This is a genomic window from Streptomyces sp. NPDC023838, assembly GCF_040639555.1.
Lineage (GTDB): Bacteria > Actinomycetota > Actinomycetes > Streptomycetales > Streptomycetaceae > Streptomyces.
The window spans coordinates 136,565-152,532 of sequence record NZ_JBFAAD010000014.1; the positions used below are offsets into that span (position 1 = coordinate 136,565).

14 protein-coding genes are annotated in these 15,968 nt (G+C 71.7%); 8 read left to right on the top strand and 6 right to left on the bottom strand.

The genetic code is table 11. The features are described from left to right. Positions 1 to 149: 149 nt before the first annotated feature. On the bottom strand, positions 150 to 1,994 hold the full coding sequence (locus AB0G17_RS19315) for a phosphatidylglycerol lysyltransferase domain-containing protein (protein WP_361383674.1): 1,845 nt from the start codon (positions 1,992 to 1,994) through the stop codon (positions 150 to 152). A 153-nt stretch (positions 1,995 to 2,147) separates the two neighbouring features. Between AB0G17_RS19315 and AB0G17_RS19320 the strand changes: the two genes are divergently transcribed. Further along, positions 2,148 to 3,260, top strand: a complete 1,113-nt coding sequence (locus AB0G17_RS19320) for an alpha/beta hydrolase-fold protein (protein WP_361383677.1) — start codon at positions 2,148 to 2,150, stop codon at positions 3,258 to 3,260. Between the two features lie 32 nt (positions 3,261 to 3,292). On the opposite strand, the gene AB0G17_RS19325 is transcribed toward AB0G17_RS19320, so the two are convergent. Further along, complete coding sequence (locus tag AB0G17_RS19325; RefSeq protein ID WP_361383680.1) at positions 3,293 to 4,444, bottom strand: betaine/proline/choline family ABC transporter ATP-binding protein; 1,152 nt, start codon at positions 4,442 to 4,444, stop codon at positions 3,293 to 3,295. Between the two features lie 273 nt (positions 4,445 to 4,717). On the opposite strand from AB0G17_RS19325, the gene AB0G17_RS19330 reads away from it, so the two are divergent. The 4 genes from AB0G17_RS19330 to AB0G17_RS19345 all read left to right on the top strand — a co-directional run bounded on the left by AB0G17_RS19330 (position 4,718) and on the right by AB0G17_RS19345 (position 8,522). Next, positions 4,718 to 5,404, top strand: a complete 687-nt coding sequence (locus AB0G17_RS19330; protein ID WP_361383683.1) for an ABC transporter permease — start codon at positions 4,718 to 4,720, stop codon at positions 5,402 to 5,404. Next, positions 5,404 to 6,090 (top strand): ABC transporter permease, encoded by a 687-nt coding sequence (locus tag AB0G17_RS19335; protein WP_361383686.1) that lies wholly within the window; start codon positions 5,404 to 5,406, stop codon positions 6,088 to 6,090. The genes AB0G17_RS19330 and AB0G17_RS19335 overlap by 1 nt, the downstream gene beginning before the upstream one ends. Before the next feature lie 87 nt (positions 6,091 to 6,177). Further along, the gene (locus tag AB0G17_RS19340; protein ID WP_361383689.1) at positions 6,178 to 7,164 is read left to right on the top strand and encodes an ABC transporter substrate-binding protein; all 987 of its coding nucleotides are present in this window, start codon (positions 6,178 to 6,180) and stop codon (positions 7,162 to 7,164) included. A 152-nt stretch (positions 7,165 to 7,316) separates the two neighbouring features. Beyond that, positions 7,317 to 8,522, top strand: coding sequence for a hypothetical protein (locus AB0G17_RS19345; protein ID WP_361383692.1), 1,206 nt, complete (start codon positions 7,317 to 7,319; stop codon positions 8,520 to 8,522). Between the two features lie 131 nt (positions 8,523 to 8,653). On the opposite strand, the gene AB0G17_RS19350 is transcribed toward AB0G17_RS19345, so the two are convergent. Together AB0G17_RS19350 and AB0G17_RS19355 are read right to left on the bottom strand one after the other, a co-directional pair. Next, positions 8,654 to 9,796, bottom strand: coding sequence for an NADH-quinone oxidoreductase subunit D (locus tag AB0G17_RS19350; protein ID WP_361383695.1), 1,143 nt, complete (start codon positions 9,794 to 9,796; stop codon positions 8,654 to 8,656). 353 nt (positions 9,797 to 10,149) lie between these two features. After that, positions 10,150 to 11,133, bottom strand: coding sequence for an SAM-dependent methyltransferase (locus AB0G17_RS19355; RefSeq protein ID WP_361383844.1), 984 nt, complete (start codon positions 11,131 to 11,133; stop codon positions 10,150 to 10,152). 145 nt (positions 11,134 to 11,278) lie between these two features. Here AB0G17_RS19355 and AB0G17_RS19360 point away from each other — a divergent pair, with 145 nt between their 5' ends. Together AB0G17_RS19360 and AB0G17_RS19365 are read left to right on the top strand one after the other, a co-directional pair. Beyond that, the gene (locus AB0G17_RS19360; RefSeq protein WP_361383698.1) at positions 11,279 to 12,496 is read left to right on the top strand and encodes a sensor histidine kinase; all 1,218 of its coding nucleotides are present in this window, start codon (positions 11,279 to 11,281) and stop codon (positions 12,494 to 12,496) included. Positions 12,497 to 12,567: 71 nt separating this feature from the next. After that, entirely contained in the window at positions 12,568 to 13,242 is a 675-nt protein-coding gene (locus tag AB0G17_RS19365; protein ID WP_361383701.1) for a response regulator transcription factor, read from the top strand. Positions 13,243 to 13,256: 14 nt separating this feature from the next. On the opposite strand, the gene AB0G17_RS19370 is transcribed toward AB0G17_RS19365, so the two are convergent. Next, complete coding sequence (locus AB0G17_RS19370; protein ID WP_361383704.1) at positions 13,257 to 13,571, bottom strand: ArsR family transcriptional regulator; 315 nt, start codon at positions 13,569 to 13,571, stop codon at positions 13,257 to 13,259. 119 nt (positions 13,572 to 13,690) lie between these two features. Here AB0G17_RS19370 and AB0G17_RS19375 point away from each other — a divergent pair, with 119 nt between their 5' ends. After that, a complete protein-coding gene (locus AB0G17_RS19375) occupies positions 13,691 to 14,668 on the top strand; it encodes a zinc-binding dehydrogenase (protein WP_361383707.1) in 978 nt (325 codons plus the stop codon). 172 nt (positions 14,669 to 14,840) lie between these two features. On the opposite strand, the gene AB0G17_RS19380 is transcribed toward AB0G17_RS19375, so the two are convergent. After that, the gene (locus AB0G17_RS19380) at positions 14,841 to 15,929 is read right to left on the bottom strand and encodes a DUF5937 family protein (RefSeq protein ID WP_361383710.1); all 1,089 of its coding nucleotides are present in this window, start codon (positions 15,927 to 15,929) and stop codon (positions 14,841 to 14,843) included. Positions 15,930 to 15,968: the final 39 nt, after the last annotated feature.

Here is a 15,968-nt window from a genome sequence, read left to right on the forward strand (position 1 = left end):
CGTCTGTCGGCTGCGGGCCGTTCTGCGCTGGTCGCTCCCCCAAGTTCTCGGCTTCGCTCGAACAGGGGGGAGACCCCCATCGCGGCGGAGCCGCACATGTCACAGCCCCGCGCCCCTCAAGTGGCGGCTCCGCCGCCCCTGAAGCGTCGCTATGCCGCCCGTATCGCTCTCTCGCCCTCCGGCGCCGGCAGGTGCGCGCACGGGCGCTTGCGGTGGGTGCGGCTGAAGCGGGTGAACGGGCGCGGGAGGCCGACGTTCACGAAGCCCTCCGCCTGCATCACCGCGAAGCCGATGCGCGGCAGGTCGCCGTGGGCGCGGTAGACCATGAAGCGCGGCTCCCAGCGTGGCTGGAACTTCGCGTTGAACTTGTACAGCGACTCAATCTGGAACCAGCGGGACAGGAAGACCAGCAGTCCGCGCCAGAGCCGCAGCACCGGGCCGGCGCCGATCTTCTCGCCGCGCGCGAGGGCCGAGCGGAACATCGCGAAGTTGAGCGAGACGTGCTCGATGCCGATCTTCGGAGCGGCCTGGAGCGCGGCGACGATGAGCAGCTCGTTCATGCCCGGGTCGGCGGAGCGGTCGCGGCGCATCAGCTCCAGCGACATTCCGTCGGAACCCCAGGGAACGAAGTGAATCATTGCCTTAAGGTCGCCGTACGGCCCGGGCTCGCCCGCGTCGTCGTCGGCCTTGTGGGCGGTGGCGATCACGCAGTCGCCGTCGTCCGGGTCGCCGATCCGCCCCAGCGCCATGGAGAAACCGCGCTCGGTGTCGGTGCCGCGCCAGTCCTCGGCGGCCCGACGGACCCGTTCCAGCTCACCTACGGAGAGATCACGGACGCGCCGTACGCGGGTTTCGTAGCCATTGCGCTCGATGCGCTTGACCATCTGGCGTACGTTCCGCATGGCGCGCCCGGACAGGGAGAAATCCGCGGCGTCCACCACCGCCTCGTCGCCCAGCTCCAGGGCGTCCAGCCCGGTCTCGCGGGTCCACACCTCGCCGCCGGTCTCCGAGCAGCCGACCACGGCCGGGGTCCAGGAGTGGGCCTTGGCCTCGTCCATGAACCGCTCGATGGCGCCGGGCCAGGCCTCGACGTCGCCGATCGGGTCGCCCGAGGCGAGCATCACACCGGAGACCACGCGGTAGGTGACGGCCGCCTTGCCGCTGGGGGAGAAGACGACCGCCTTGTCGCGGCGCAGCGCGAAGTGGCCGAGCGAGTCGCGGGCGCCGTGCTTGGCGAGCAGGTCGCGCAGCTGGCGCTCGTCGTCCTCGGTGAGCCGGGCGGCCGGGTGCTCGGGGCGGAAGGCCAGGTAGATGGTGGTGATCGCGGTCAGCAGGCCGAGCGCGCCCAGCGAATAGGCGACCGTCCAGCTGGTGTCGCCCGCGTACTCGACGGGGCCCTCGAAGCCGAACAGGCCGTACATCACGTGCTGGATGCGGTCGGCGATCGACGGGCTGCCGACGACCCGGCCCGGGTGGACCGAGACGATCACCAGGCCCAGGCCCAGCGAACCGGAGCCGAGCAGGATGAAGTTGGCCAGCGCCTTCCAGCGGCTGCGCGGGTCGGGCAGCGCGGTGAACTCGCTGCGGTGCCTGACCAGCAGCACCAGCAGGGCGACCGAGATCAGTACGCCGACGATCGAGTGCCGGTAGAGGAACTGGGCCACCGCACCGATCGGCAGCAGGGCGACCGCGGCCCGCCAGGCGCGCCGCTTTCGCCGCTTCAGGCCGTGCGCCAGGAGCAGCAGCAGGACGCCGGTGCTGAGGGCCAGGGCCGCCGCGAAGGGGCCCGTCGTACCCGGCAGGACCTCGGTGACGGCGTGCATCCGGCTGGCGCGGAAGCGCGGGAAGATGCCGGCGGCGATGTTGAGCAGGCCGACGAACGTCGCGGCCGTGCCGACCAGTGAAGGAACCGTGTCGGGGCGCGGTCCGCGGAGGACTTTGCGCGCGCCGGCCGGAACCGAACCCTTTTTGTCCCCATCTATCCTGACAGACATCGCTTCCCGTGACTCCGCGAGAGATTCTGTTGTCCGCCACAGTGACAAGGTCGCCGCTGTGTTCCGGACAATTTGCGCCCTCTAGGACGGCACTTCCCGGGGGCGGGTTCCCTTGGCTTCAGAAAAATCTCAGTCAGAAAGTTTCGACGACTCATGGGTCTCACGAGCAACAAGGTTCTGGCGCTCGCCGTCGTACTGGCGGTGGTGCTGTTCGCGCTCACCATCTGGCTCTGGCCGAAGCTGGCCAGCCGCAGCTGGCGAGCCGTCCTGGGCCGGATCGGCCTGCTCCTCGGCACTCAGCTGATGCTCTTCGCCTCGGTGGGCCTCGCGGCCAACAACTCCTTCCTCTTCTACGGCTCGTGGGCGGACCTGTTCGGCCAGGAGAACGGCATGGGCGTGGTCGTCGACCACTCCGCCGGAAGCAAGGACATCAAGGTCACGGGCAAGCAGAAGCCCGACACCCCCGGCGCCGGCAACCCCGCGGCGGGAGGTGAGATCCAGAAGGTGGTCGTCCAGGGCCAGAGATCGAAAATAGCCAGCCCCGCCTACGTCTATCTGCCCCCCGAGTACTTCCAGAAGAAGTACGAGAAGCAGAACTTCCCGGCCGCCGTGGTGCTCACCGGCTATCCGGGCACCGCGGAGAACCTGATCAAAGGGCTGAGGTATCCGAAGACGGCGTGGGCGCAGGTCAAGCAGAAGAAGGCGCAGCCGATGATCCTCGTGATGATGCGCCCGACGGTGGCGCCGCCGAGGGACACCGAGTGCGTGGACATCCCGGGCGGCCCGCAGACCGAGACCTTCTTCGCCAAGGACCTGCCCAAGGCCGTCTCGCAGACCTACCGGGTCGGCACCAAGCCGCAGAACTGGGGCTTCATCGGGAACTCGACCGGCGGCTACTGCGCGCTGAAGATCGGCATCCACCACCCGGAGACCTTCGGCGCCAGCGCCGGTCTCTCGGCGTACTACAAGGCCGCCAGCGACCCGACCACCGGTGATCTCTTCCACGGCGACAAGCAGGCGAAGAATCGTTCCAACCTGCTGTGGGCGCTCGACCACGTGGCGCCGGCCAAGTCGTCGTTCCTGGTCACCAGCTCCAAGTCGGGCGAGGACAACCTCAAGCCGACGCTGAAGTTCATCGAGAAGGTGAAGTCGCCCGCGCGCGTCTCGTCGATCACGCTCGACAGCGGCGGGCACAACTTCAACACCTGGCGGCGGGAGATCCCGCCGGTCCTGGAGTGGATCAGCAGCCGCCTCAGCGCGAGCTGAGCGGTCGCCTCAGCGCGCACTGAGCCGTCACCTCAGCGCGAGCTGACCGTCTCCACGTCGACTTCCGTACGGGGGACGGCCTGGGCGTCCGCGTCGATCGACCGGCGCAGCGCCTCGTGCAGCCGGGCCGGGGTGAGCACCCCGAGGAAGCGGCCCGTCCCCTCGTGGTCGATGACCGCGATCCACCCCGCGTCGTGCTGGAGCATCGTCGCGAACGCCTGCTTGAGGGAGGCGCCCAGCGGCAGCCAGGCCTCCATCCGGCGGGCATGCTCGCGTACCGTGCCGCCCTTCGCGCGCGTGGCGCTGTCGGCGGAGATCCAGCCGTGCAGGTCCCCGGAGGCGTCCAGGACGACCGCCCAGGGGGCGCCGAGGTCGCGGGGGAGCGGGTCGTCGAGCCGCACCACCGGCGGCTGTTCCAGGTCGCTCTCCTCGATGGGCGTCACCGAGAGCCGCTTCAGGCCCCGGTCGGCGCCGACGAAGTCCGCGACATAGGGGCTGGCGGGGGTGCCGAGGACCGCCGCCGGGGCGTCCAACTGCTCGATGCGGCCCTGCCCGTACACCGCGATGCGGTCGCCGAGGCGGACCGCCTCCTCGATGTCGTGGGTGACGAACAGGACGGTCTTGCGCACCTGCGACTGGAGCTTGAGGAACTCGTTCTGGAGCCGCTCGCGCACCACCGGGTCGACCGCGCCGAACGGCTCGTCCATCAGCAGCACCGGCGGGTCGGCCGCCAACGCCCGTGCCACGCCGACCCGTTGGCGCTGGCCGCCGGAGAGCTGCTCGGGGTAGCGCGCCCCGTGGACCTTGGGGTCGAGGCCGACCAGGTCGAGCAGTTCGGCCGCGCGCTCACGGGCCTTGGCGCGCTTGACGCCGAGCAGGTGCGGGACGGTCGCGGTGTTCTCCAGGACCGTCTTGTGCGGGAAGAGCCCGACCTGCTGGATGACATAGCCGATCCGGCGCCGCAGTTGGACCGGATCGACGGTGGATATGTCCTCCCCGTCCAGGAATATCCGGCCCTCGGTCGGCTCGATCAGCCGGTTCACCATCTTCATCGTGGTGGTCTTGCCGCAGCCGGACGGCCCGACGAGCGTGACCAGTTCCCCCTCGGCCACCTCGAAGGAGAGGTCGTCGACGGCGGTCGTGCCGTCGGCGTACCGCTTGGTGACGTGCTCGAATCGGATCATGGTTCCCCATTGTGGCCGGTGGTGACCTTGGCTGTGTGAACCCCATGTTGCCGCCCTGTGTTCGATGAGGGGATCCCCCCACCGGCCCTCGGTGATTGTCAGTGGCGGGGGTTAGGGTCGCCAGACAGACGTTCGGTCGGGGAATTCGTCGCGGGATTCCCAGGACCGGGAGATTCCTGGGACCGGGGGATTCCTGGGACCGGGGGATTCCTGGGACCGGGAGAGTCCTGGGGCCGGGGGATTCATGAGAGCCGACGGGGGAGGTGGGGGACGGTGACCGCGCAGAACTGCCTGGTGCGCAACGACTGGATCTGCTGGGAGTACGTGCGCTCGCGCAGCCACGAGCTGACCGACGCCACGGTCCAGCACGTCTGGATCACGGTGGTCTCGGTGCTGATCGGGCTGCTGATCGCCTTCCCGCTGGCGCTGCTCGCGCGCGGCCGCCGGTCGGTCGCGGGCGTGGTCCTGACCCTGACGACCGTGCTCTACACGGTGCCGTCGCTCGCGATGTTCTCGCTGCTGCTGCCGGTCTTCGGACTCTCCGCGTCGCTGGTGGTCACCGGCCTGGTGCTCTACTCGCTGACGATCCTCGTACGGAACATCCTGGCCGGGCTCGAAGCCGTCCCGGCCGACGTCCGCGAGGCCGCCCGGGGGATGGGGTACGGACGGATACGGCTGCTGTTCGAGGTGGAGCTGCCGCTGGCGCTGCCCGCGCTGATGGCGGGCGTGCGCATCGCGACGGTGTCGACGGTGGCGCTGACCACGGTCGGCTCGGTGGTCGGCAAGGGCGGTCTGGGCAACCTCATAGGCGACGGCGTGCAGTCCACGTTCAAGGCGCAGGTGCTCACGGCCTCGGTGCTGTGCGTGCTGCTCGCGCTCGTCGCGGACCTGCTGCTGCTCGGCCTCCAGCGCCTGCTCACGCCCTGGACACGCATACGGACGACGGCGGGGGCGCGCTGATGGGGGCCATGGCCGATGCCTGGACCTGGCTGACGACGGGGTCCAACTGGTCGGGCGAGGACGGCGCCTGGCACCGCCTGGCCGAGCACGCGTACGTGAGCGGCGTCTCGCTCCTGGTGGCCTGCGCCATAGCGCTGCCGCTCGCGCTGTGGCTCGGACACATGGGCCGGGGCGGGGCGCTCGCGATCAACATCTCCAACGTGGGCCGGGCGGTGCCGGTCTTCGCGGTGCTCGCCCTGCTGATGCTCACCCCGCTGCGCAAGGCGGGGTACGCGCCGACGATCATCGCGCTGGTGCTCTTCGCGGTGCCGCCGCTGCTGACCAACGCGTACGTGGGCATGCGCGAGGTGGACCGGTCGGTGGTGGAGGCCGCGCGCGGGATGGGGATGTCGGGCGGCCAGCTGTTCGCACGGGTGGAGCTGCCGCTCGCCTACCCGCTGATCATGATCGGGGTGCGGTCGGCCGCGGTGCAGGTGGTGGCGACGGCGACGATCGCCTCCATGGTGGGGCTCGGCGGCCTCGGCCGGATCATCACGGCCGGGTTCGCCACGTACAACACACCGCAGGTGGTCGCGGGGGCGATCCTCGCCGCGCTGCTCGCGTTGCTGGTCGAGGGCGTGCTGGTGCTGGCCGACCGGCTGTTCAGCCCGCTGCGCCACCGCCGCGCCCAGGGCACGACCCCGTAACTCCCTCTCGTACTCGCTTCCGTAACTCCCTCCCGTAACTCCCTTTCGACCTTTCGACAATCGCTGACACCCGGATGGTGAACGATCATGAGCAAGATCCTGCGCACGGCCGGTGCGGTGCTGGGCACGCTGGCGCTGGCGGGTTCGCTGGCCGCGTGCGGCGGCGACAGCCTGGAGAAGGACAAGGACAAGGGCAGCAGTGGCGGTACGAGTAGCGGCGGGGGCGGCAAGAAGGGCTCACTGACCGTCGGCGCCGCCGGCTTCACCGAGTCCGCCGTCCTCGCCGAGCTCTACGCCCAGGTCCTGCGCGACGCCGGGTACGGCACCTCGATCACCACGGTGAAGAACCGCGAGCTGTATGAACCCGCGCTGGAGAAGGGCGAGATCGACGTCGTTCCGGAATACGCGGCTACGCTTACCGAATTCCTCAACGCCAAGGTGAACGGCGAGAAGGCCAAGGACAAGCCGCTCGCCTCCAGCGACGCGGCGGCGACGGTCGCCGAGCTCACCAAACTCGCCGTGCCGCGCGGTCTCAAGGTGCTCCCGGCGGGCGCGGCGGTCGATCAGAACGCGTTCGCCGTGACCAAGGAATTCGCCACCAAGAACAACCTCAAGACACTTTCGGATCTGGGGAAGTCGAAGATCAAGGTGAAGGTCGCGGCCGGCCCGGAGTGCCCTGTCCGCACCTTCTGCACCCCGGGCCTGAAGTCCACGTACGGCATCGAGGTCGGCGGGATCGACCCCAAGGGCGTCGGCACCCCGCAGTCCAAGCAGGCGGTCAAGGACGGCGTCGACCAGCTGGTGCTGACCACCACGACCGACGCCACCCTGGACCAGTACGGCCTGGTGTTCCTCGACGACGACAAGAAGCTCCAGAACGCGGACAACGTCCTTCCCGTGGTCAATGCCAAGGAAGCGGGCGGCCAGGAGATAGCCGACGCGCTCGCCAAGCTCACCAAGGCGCTGACGACCGCTGATCTCGTCGAACTGAACCGCAAGGTGGACGCGGAGCGGGCGAAGCCGGCCGACGTCGCGAAGGACTATCTCCAGTCGAAGGGGCTGATCAAGAAGTAGCGAAAGCCCGGGGCCCGGGAAGGCGGCGGCGACAAGAGGCTTGGCGGAAGAGGCTTGCCGGAAGACGGTCGCCGGAAGACGGTTGGGAGAAGATTCGGGAGATTGGCGGGCTGGGGCTCCATTGGGCGTCTACGCACGGTAAATTTCAGGCCATGCCACGTGGACGCCACCGCCATTCCCCTCCTCTGCACAGGCTCCTCCCTCCGTCGGCCGTCGCCGGCGCCGCTGTCTTCTGCGCCGGTGGCGCCTGGCTGTTCGATCAGCCCCTGGCACTGCGGGGCCTGGCCGCGGCCGCCGCGGTGGCCGCCGTCACCGGCTCGGTGCTGATGCGCGGCTGGGACCGGGCGGCCGGCCGCCGGGTCGCCGAGCTGACCCGCTCGCGCGCCGCCGACCAGTGGCGCACCGAGGAGCGGATCGCCGAACTGGAGGCGGACCTGGAGGAGTCGCGCGAGCTGCGCGGCCGCCTGGACGCCAAGCTCCGCGCCAAGCGCATGGAGCTGGCCGGGCTGCGCGGCGAACACGCGGCCCTGCTGCGGCGGTACGCGACGGCGGAGACCGAGCGGGCCAGCGCCCTGGAGGGCCGCCGCCGGCTCGCCCTGGAGGCGTCCGCCCCCAAGGCGCTGCCGGCCGCGGCGAGTACGCCGACGGCGGCCGCGTACGCGTCGGCGTCGCGCGCGCTGGAGAACCTGCCGTACGCCCGGCGCGCACAGGAGGCCCGCAAGGCGGCCCTGGCGGTCGACGAGGCGCGCAGGGCGGCACAGGAGGCGCGCGAGCGGCAGCAGTCGGAGGCGGCACGCAAGTCCGGCGCACCGGACGCGCGGACCTCGCAGGACTCGCGCACTTCGCAGGACTCGCAGAACGCGCGGACCTCGCAGAACACGCGGACTTCTCAGAACACGCGAACCTCTCAGAACACGCGGACCTCTCAGGAATCTCAGGGATCTCAGGACTCCCGGGAGTCGCAGGGGAAGCGTGAGGCGGCCGCCGGGAGCGGGGAGCACGTCCGTCCGTCGTCCGCCGCCCTTCCCGCGTCGCCCGTGATGCCCGCCCTGCCCGCGGCGCCGAAGCCGGTCGCGGCGTCGGTGGTTCCGTACGTCGCCCGTCCCGCCGTCCGCCCCGAGGGCAGCTTCGACTTCTTCGGCACCGCGGCCGAGAAGGAAGCCGCCGAGAGGGAGGCGGTCGAGGCCGCGATAGAGGCCGCGGCGGCGGAGGACCTGGCCGACGTGGTCGGCGAGGAGGTCCTGGCCGAGCGCCCGCACACCGCGCCCGAGCGGGTCGTGGGCAAGGTCATCGACCTGACCGCGCACGACGAGACGGAGCAGCTGGACGTGGTGGTGCTGCGGACGGCGATTTCGTAAACGGTACGAACGCCACGGACGGTACGAACGCCACGGACGGTACGGACGGTACGGACGTACGCAAGGGGCCCCGGCGGGCGCAGAACGCTGCCGGGGCCCCTTGCGCGTGTCCGGCGGGGGTGGGCGGGGCCCTACTTGTCGATGTCGCCGACGACGAAGAAGAGCGAGCCCAGGATGGCGACCATGTCCGCGACCAGCGTCCCCGGGAGGAGCTCGGTGAGGGCCTGGATGTTGTTGTACGAGGCCGAGCGGAGCTTGAGCCGGTACGGGGTCTTCTCGCCCTTGCTGACCAGGTAGTACCCGTTGATGCCCAGCGGGTTCTCGGTCCACGCGTAGGTGTGGCCCTCGGGGGCCTTGAGCACCTTCGGGAGGCGCTGGTTGATCGGGCCGGGCGGCAGCTCGGCGAGCCGGTCGAGGCAGGCGTCGGCCAGCTCCAGGGCGTTGTGGGTCTGTTCGAGCAGCACCTCGAAGCGGGCCAGGCAGTCGCCCTCGGTGCGGGTGACGACCCGCAGGGTGTCCTGGAGCTCGCCGTACGCGAGGTACGGCTCGTCGCGGCGCAGGTCGAAGTCGACGCCGGAGCCGCGGGCGATGGGGCCGCTGACGCCGTACGCGTGCACGGCCTCCTGGGACAGGACGCCGACGCCGCGGGTGCGGCCGCGGAAGATCTCGTTGCCGAGGACGAGCCGGTCGTACACGTCCATCCGCGAGTTGGCGGCGGCGACGGCGTCCCGGACGCGGCCCAGCCAGCCCAGCGGGAGGTCCTCCTTGAGGCCGCCGACGCGGTTGAACATGTAGTGCATGCGCCCGCCGGAGACCTCCTCCATCACGTGCTGGAGCTCTTCGCGCTCGCGGAAGGCGTGGAAGATCGGGGTGATTCCGCCGAGTTCGAGGGGGTACGAGCCGAGGAACATGAGGTGGTTGAGCGCGCGGTTCAGCTCGGCGAGGAGTGTGCGGGTCCAGACGGCGCGCTCGGGGACCTCCATGCCGAGCATGCGCTCCACGGCCATGACGACGCCGAGCTCGTTGGAGAAGGCGGAGAGCCAGTCGTGGCGGTTGGCGAGCATGACGATCTGGCGGTAGTCGCGCGCCTCGAAGAGCTTCTCGGCGCCGCGGTGCATGTAGCCGACGACGGGTTCGGCGTGCTGGATGCGCTCGCCGTCGAGGACGAGGCGGAGGCGGAGCACGCCGTGGGTGGAGGGGTGCTGGGGGCCGATGTTGAGCACCATGTCGGTGCTCTCCGCCGCGCCGCCGATGCCGACCGTGGTCTCCGTCATGGGCGACAGTATCCCCGGCCGGGGGTGGATTCCCCCACCTGGGGGTGGGCGGGTTTCCCGGGGCTGCGCCCCGGCCCCGTGTTCGTCCGCAGGTCGCCTGTGGCTGGTCGCGCAGTTCCCCGCGCCCTTTTTTGGCCCGGTGTTTCGGCTGCGGGTGGGTGGGTTGCTCGCGCAGTTCCCCGCGCCCCTAAAAGCGCCCCTCAGGGATGCCGCGCAGCGGCATTGGGGCGCGGGGCTGTGACATGTGCGGCTCCGCCGCGATGGGGGTCCCCCCTGTTCGAGCGAAGCCGAGAACTTGGGGGAGCGACCAGCCCACCACCGGGCCGCAGACGAACGCCGGGCCAACAGGGGCCTCACACCCACTCCCGCAGCCACAAGAAGTCCCCCAGTCCGCCCCGCGCCGTCAGCTCCGCCGCCTCTCCCGTCCGGGCCAGCGCCCTGACGTAGGCGACCGGGTCCGTCGAGGCGAGGGAGAGGGGTGGGCGGGCGGGCGTGAGGCCGAGGGCTGTCAGGGCCTCTCGTTGGGGGAGCAGTTCGCCGGACGGGCCCGCGCACGCGTCCAGGGCCACATGGGAGGTGATGTCGCACGTGCCGTCGGGGACGGGCGCGACCTCCCGGCCGCCACGGAAGCCCGTGAGCGTGCCGTACGGAGGGCGCGCGGACGCCACGTGCGCGTAGTCCACCGCCACCGCGAGCCCCGCCGACAGGGTCCCCACCGCCCCCGCCCACGCCGAGTCCCGCGTGCGCCCCACCTCGGCCCGCGCCCCGGGCTCCCGCAGCGGCCACCAACGCTCCAGCCACCGCGCGTCCTCGCCGGACACGGGCGCGCCCAGGCGTTCGGTGCCGTCGGGGCGGACCAGGACCTCGCGCGGGACGCCGTCCTCGTCGGCCTCGGCCACGTCCGCCGGGACGTTGTCCAGCCACTCGTTGGCGAACAGGAGGCCCCGGACACCGACAGGAGGCTGAGCGAGCCAGGTCACGCGCTCGTCGAGCCCCGGCGGACGCGCCGCGCGCTCCACGGCGTACGCCCGTACGGGGAATCCGGCGGGCAGCGCGGCCAGTACGCCCGTCACGAGCTCCCCGCGCCCCGCGCCCATGTCGACGAACGCGACCTCCTCGCCCCCGAGACCGCCCCCGGGGCCGCCCCCGAGCTCCGCCGCCACCTCCTCCAGCAGCCGCGCCACGGCCTGGGCGAAGAGCGGCGAGGCGTGGACGGAGGTACGGAAGTGGCCCGCGGGGCCCTCGGGGCGGAGGTAGAAGCCGCCGGGGCCGTACAGGGCCCGCTCGGTCGCCTCCCGCCAGCCGGACCAGCAGCCGGACCGCTCGCCCTCATCCACACCGCCCCGACCGTTACCGTCCCGCACCTCATCGTTCACAGGGGGAAAGGCTAGGTGCCCTCCACCTTGGGGAGTACGCCCCGGTCACCCGGATCGACCCTCCGGTTGACCCTTGTACCGATCCGGCTTCCCTACGCTGGGTTACGTGCAGCGCCTCTACGACTTCATCCGCAGACACCCGACCGCGGTCGACGCCCTCTGGGCCGTCTTCCTCCTCGGGATCTCCGGCATGTCGATCGTGTCCACCGGGGTGAGCCACGGCTCCACCCCCTGGGCCCTCCTGACGTCGCTCGGCCTCAGCGTCGTCGTCGCCCTGCGCCGCCGTGCGCCGGAGAAGATGGTGGTGCTCGCGGCCCTGATGGGCCTGGCACAGCTGGCCCTGAACGTCTCTCCGAACGTGTCGGACTTCGCGCTCCTGGTCGCCATCTACACGGCGGCGGCCATCGGCGAGCGCTGGGCCTCGCGGTTCGCCCTGGCTGGTTCGCTGGTGGCGGCGGCGCTCGCGATGTTGCGCTGGCCCGACTACGACAACAACAACGGCAGCGGCGGCACGAGCCCCGGAGAGGTGATCTTCTACGCCGTCGTGATGACGGTCCCGTTCGTCCTCGCCTGGGTCCTCGGCGACTCGATGCGCACCCGCCGGGCCTACTTCGCCCAGCTGGAGGAGCGCGCGGCCCGCCTGGAGAAGGAGCGCGAGGCGCAGGCCAAGGTCGCCGTCGCCGCCGAGCGCGCCCGGATCGCCCGCGAGCTGCACGACGTCGTCGCCCACAACGTCTCGGTGATGGTGGTGCAGGCGGACGGCGCCGCCTATGTGATGGACGCCGCGCCCGACCAGGCGAGGATCGCCCTGGAGACCATCTCGATGACCGGCCGCCAGGCACTCGCCGAGATGCGCCGCCTCCTCGGCGTCCTGCGCACCGGCGAGCACCGAGAGGCGGGGGAGTACGTGCCGCAGCCCGACGTCGAGCAGATCGAGGAGCTGGTCGAGCAGGTCCGTACGGCCGGGCTCACCGTCGACTTCAAGATCGAGGGCACCCCGCGCCCGCTCCCCAGCGGCGTCGAGCTCACGGCGTACCGGATCGTGCAGGAGGCCCTGACCAACACGCGCAAGCACGGCGGCCCCGAGGCCGGTGCCAGCGTGCGCCTGGTCTACTTCGACGACGGGCTCGGCCTGCTGGTCGAGGACGACGGGCGCGGGGCGGCGCACGAGATGTACGAGGACGGCGGCGCGGACGGCCAGGGCCACGGCCTGATCGGCATGCGCGAGCGCGTCGGCATGGTGGGCGGCACCCTGGACGCGGGACCGCGCCCGGGCGGCGGTTTCCGCATCAGCGCCCTGCTGCCGCTGAAGCCCGCCCACTAGGTTCCCGTACGCGTAGTTTCGCGTAAGCAGATTTCCGTACGCTCCCGTACGTCGTGATGGAGAGGGACCCGATGACGATCCGCGTGATGCTCGTCGACGACCAGGTGCTGCTGCGCACCGGCTTCCGGATGGTGCTCGCCGCCCAGCCGGACATGGAGGTCGTCGCGGAGGCGGGCGACGGCGCGGAGGCCATCGAGATCCTCCGCGCGACCGCCGTGGACGTGGTGCTGATGGACGTGCGCATGCCCCGGCTGGACGGGGTGGAGGCGACCCGGCGGATCTGCTCGGCGGAGACGCACCCCAAGGTGCTGATCCTGACCACCTTCGACCTGGACGAGTACGCGTTCTCCGGGCTGAAGGCGGGAGCCAGCGGGTTCATGCTCAAGGACGTGCCGCCCGCCGAACTGCTGGGCGCCATTCGCTCGGTGCACAGCGGCGACGCGGTCGTCGCGCCGTCCACCACCCGCCGCCTGCTCGACCGGTTCGCCCCGATGCTGCCGACCACCGGCAAGGAGTCCGGGCCCGGACAGCGCGCGGTCGACAAGCTGACCGAGCGCGAGCGCGAGGTCATGCTGCTGGTCGCGCAGGGACTGTCGAATGGCGAGATCGCGGCGCGTCTGGTCCTCTCGGAGGCCACCGTGAAGACCCATGTCGGCCGGATCCTGACGAAGCTGGGGCTGCGGGACCGGGTGCAGGTGGTCGTCCTCGCGTACGAGACGGGGCTGGTGCGGGCCGGAGGGCTCTGAACCGGGGCGCGGCGTCAGTCGCCGCGCAGGACCAGTGCCAGCAGCCCCGGGAAGCGCTGGTCGAACTCCTCGCGGCGCAGGCGGTTGACCCGCTTGGGCCCGTCGTCGCGCTGCTCGACGAGACCGGCCGCCCGCAGCACCGAGAAGTGGTGGCTCAGCGCCGCCTTGCGTACGGGTACGTCGAACGAGCCGCAGCTGCGCGTCCACTCCCGCGACTCGGCGAGCTCGCGCACGAGCTGGAGGCGGACCGGGTCGCCGAGCGCGTCCAGGGCCGTGATCAGGGGGACCTTGTCGGGGTGGGTGTGTTCGGGTGCCGCGCGATGGGTCATCGGAGTCCTCCTCGTGGCCGGGCCCGGCGGTGCGCCTTGCCGAGTGTTCGATGCTGGTCGTACACTCCTGGGTGTTCGACTTTCATTGAACACTTTAGGTGTCGAGGGGGACCCACGTCATGCGTGCGATTCAGGTCAGTGAGCTGGGCGGTCCGGAAGTACTGCGGCTGGTGGAGACCGGGGTGCCCCGGCCCGGCCCCGGTGAGGTAGCCATCGACGTCGCCTACGCCGGGGTCAACTTCGCCGAGGTGAAGGCCCGTTCGGAGGGTTACCGGGTGCGGTCCCTGCCGTTCGTGCCGGGCCTTGAGGTCTCCGGCCGCGTACGGGAGCTCGGCGCCGGCGTCGAGGGGCTCGTGGTCGGGCAGGAGGTCGCGGCGATGGCCGAGGGCGGCGGCTACGCGGACGTGGCCGTCGTCGACGCCACCGCCGTCTTCCCGGTGCCGCAGGGCGTCGGCCTGCGCACCGCCGCCACGCTCCCGACGGTGCTGCCCACCGCGCACGCCCTCGTCCACGAGGTGGGGCGCCTCACGCCCGGCGAGAGCGTCCTGGTCCAGGGCGCGGCGGGCGGCGTCGGCACGGTCGTCGGGCAGATCGCCCGGCTCGCGGGCGCGGGCGCCGTCTACGGCGTGGTGTCCAGTGAGGCCAAGGCCGCCTACGCGCGCGAGCACGGGTACGACGACGCGTTCCTCACCGCCTCCTTCGCCGAGGACGTGCGCCGGGCCACCGGCGGCCGGGGCGTGGACCTCGTCCTGGACCCGGTCGGCGGCGAGACGCTGCGCCAGGGGCTGGACGCGCTGGCCCTGTTCGGGCGGCTCGTCTCGTACGGGAACGCGGGCGGCGGGGAGCCGTGGCGCGTCGGGCAGCCCGAGCTCTACCCGGGCGCCCGCTCGGTCGCGGGTTTCTCGATCCTGGGCCTGGCGGCCGCGGCGCCGGACGCGTTGCGAGAGCTGGCGGGGCGGGCGTTCGCGCTGGCCGCGGACGGCCGGGTCGAGCTGCCGGTCACCGCCGAGTTCCCCCTGGAAGAGGCCGCGGAGGCGCACCGCCTGATGGAGGGCCGCACGTCGACGGGGAAGCTGCTCCTGCGGGTCAACGGCTGAGGGGCGGGCAGCCGGCCGGGTGCGGGTTGTCCGTGGCTGGTCGCGCAGTCCCCGCGCCCCTTAAATGCGCCCCTTCGGGACGCCCCGGGGGATTGCCGCGCAGCGGCATCCTCAGGGGCGCGGGGAACTGCGCGAGCAACCACCCACTCACCCGCCGACAAAGGCCGGGCCACTACCGCAGCACCCCCTCCAGGAAGTCGCTGCCCAGGCGGGCCACCACCGCCACGTCCAGCTGGTGCAGCACATAGCGGCCGCGCCGCTGGGTGGTGAGCAGGCCCGCCTTCTTCATCACGGCCAGGTGGCGGGAGACCTCCGGCGCGCTGATCCCGTACGCGTCGGCCAGCTCGCTCGTCGTGTACGCGCCCCGGGCGAGGCTGCGGCACAGCCGCATCCGCATCGGGTGCGCGACCGCCTCAAGGCGTGCCTTCACCAGGTCGACGGGCGCGGCGCCGCCCAACTCGTGCGTCGGGATGGGGTACTGGACGACGGGCTGCCAGCCCGGTGCGTGCAGCGCGAACAGGTGCGGCCAGCCGAACGCGGTGGGGATGAACGTCAGGCCGGTGCCCGCCGCGCTCGTACGCCCGTGGGTCAGCTTGTCCACGACGACGCGGCTGCCCCGCTCGTCCTCTTCGAGGGCGACGGCGGAGGAGACCGCCGCGACCGCCTCCGCCAGGCCCTTGCGCTTGAGGAGCTCCGTCTTGTGCCGGGCGTCGGCGGCCAGCTGGGCCCGCACGCGCTGCCAGGTCTCGCCGAAGAACGCGGTCTCGCAGTCCTCGATCAGCCTGCGTATCCACGCGCGCGCCCCCGGCGGGTCGATCAGCATCCGCTTCACGAAGGCGGCCTGGCGCGGGCCGCGCGCGGCGGCGAGGTCCAGGGCGCGGTCCCGCATCCGCGCGTCGACCAGCGGGGACGGCGCCCCCGCGTTGTAGAGGCTCGCGCAGGAGATCTCCAGCGCCGCCGCCACGTACGTCTCGTCGTCCATGCGGTCGAGGTCGTCCAGCTCCTCGGCCAGCGTCTCGCGGGGACGCGACGGCAGCAGGATGTCCGAGCGGGTGGAGCGCCACAGGAAGTCCGCCTGGTGCAGCCGGTCGGCCAGCTCCGGCTTCAGCCCGGCCGCCGTGCTGGTGGTCCAGCCGTGCAGCCGGGCGTGGTGCGCGGGCTCGGAGAGCGCGTGCAGGGCGGCGCCCAGCTCCGCCAGGGGAGAGGGGCCGAAGACGATCCGCTCCTGCGGCAGCCCGGTGATGTCGATGCACACGCTCATGGGCCCATGGTGCACCGCGCCACTGACAGCGCCCCCGTC